Annotated in this window: 3 protein-coding genes; 1 reads left to right on the top strand and 2 read right to left on the bottom strand. The window is 59.3% G+C overall.

The genetic code is table 11. From position 1 onward, the window contains the following. Nucleotides 1–75 precede the first annotated feature (75 nt). Both AWB67_RS38200 and AWB67_RS38195 read right to left on the bottom strand, forming a co-directional pair. Nucleotides 76–408 carry a DUF6788 family protein gene (locus AWB67_RS38200; protein WP_062644440.1) on the bottom strand — a complete coding sequence of 111 codons (333 nt, stop codon included), beginning with the start codon at nucleotides 406–408 and terminating at the stop codon, nucleotides 76–78. A gap of 52 nt (nucleotides 409–460) precedes the next feature. Then, nucleotides 461–757: a Y4bD/Y4pK family protein gene (locus tag AWB67_RS38195; RefSeq protein ID WP_087660892.1), complete on the bottom strand. Its 297-nt coding sequence runs from the start codon at nucleotides 755–757 to the stop codon at nucleotides 461–463. 2 nt (nucleotides 758–759) lie between these two features. On the opposite strand from AWB67_RS38195, the gene AWB67_RS38190 reads away from it, so the two are divergent. Further along, entirely contained in the window at nucleotides 760–1188 is a 429-nt protein-coding gene (locus tag AWB67_RS38190; protein ID WP_200821871.1) for a reverse transcriptase domain-containing protein, read from the top strand. Nucleotides 1189–1211: the final 23 nt, after the last annotated feature.

The raw sequence follows: 1211 nt of genomic DNA, 5'->3' as shown, positions 1-1211 counted from the left end.
GGCGATGAGTACGCCGGCCGATTGCGGATCGATGAAATTGGCGAGCGACAGCGACGGCTGGCTCACCGGCGCCCCTCAGAGCGCCTCGCGGCGACGCAATAGTTCGCGGTTGATCTCGCAGATCTCCTCGATGATCTCGCGAACGCGGTGATAGTTCGCCAGGTGCTCGGCGACGTTGGTGTAATCGGCTTGCGGCACGTAGTCCATTTGCGGCCGGCGGCCGGGAAAGCTCACGGATAGGTAGTACTTGGGGCCATGGCCGGGGCCGTCTGCACACTTGCAGCCCGATTTGCCGCAGCGCTTGTAGCGCTCGATGAGAGAGCCGCGCAAGAGTGTCTCTAACGCCGGCATTTGCTTCAGCAATTGCGCGCGGCGTCTGCGCAAAGTGGACGACGGAATATCTTCCATTGGCGGACCACGTTGAAAACTGGTCTGATATTAGGACAAGGAGATGCATTGATCAAGCTCCTTTGTTCGACGACTTCCTGGATGGGGCAAGCTGGTCGATCAACGTGACCAGCTCCAACAACATGCCCAGATCGAAGCAGCACACGGGCGCGATGGCGTCGTCGTGGACAGTCGGTGTGCCCCAGTCGGTCCATTCGCGCGCAATGCTAAAGCTGCCGCGTTCTGTATCGCGCAGAAGCAATGTCTCGGTGCCTGCGACGCGGCGCTCCTTCAGAACGGGAAAGCGTTGGCCCCTGAGGGGATGGAACGGGTGACGAATCTCAGCCAATCCCAAATGCTCGTTGAGCACTTGTGCAGTTCGCGCTGACCGTCCCCACGGTCACGGACCGTGTCGCGCAGACCGTCGTCAAACTTATCATCGAGCCGAACCTCGACACGATCTTCCATCCGGACTCTTATGGGTATCGGCCCGGACGATCAGCGAAGCAGGCCGTCGCAATTACCCGTGAACGCTGCTGGCGATACGACTGGGTAGTGGAGTTTGATATCAAGGCGGCCTTCGATCAAATCGATCATGGGCTGCTGATGAAGGCGGTGCGCGCCCACATCAAGGAAAACTGGATTCTTCTGTACATCGAGCGGTGGCTGATCGCGCCGTTCGAGATGGAGGATGGCACGCGTGTACCACGGGAGCGCGGCACACCGCAGGGCGGGGTGGTCAGTCCCCTTTCGATTACCCACAATTTTTGGCGAGTTCAAAGCCGAGTTGAATATCGATGAGTCTTCGCAAACCTCGCCAGATC

This window comes from Caballeronia terrestris (assembly GCF_001544515.1).
GTDB classification, from domain to species: Bacteria; Pseudomonadota; Gammaproteobacteria; order Burkholderiales; family Burkholderiaceae; genus Caballeronia; species Caballeronia terrestris.
This window is presented reverse-complemented; position numbering and strand designations above follow the sequence as displayed.

What these genes read in the sequence shown, in the direction of transcription:
- AWB67_RS38200 (WP_062644440.1), bottom strand. Translation starts at nt 408, where the DNA reads ATGGAAGATATTCCGTCGTCCACTTTGCGCAGACGCCGCGCGCAATTG.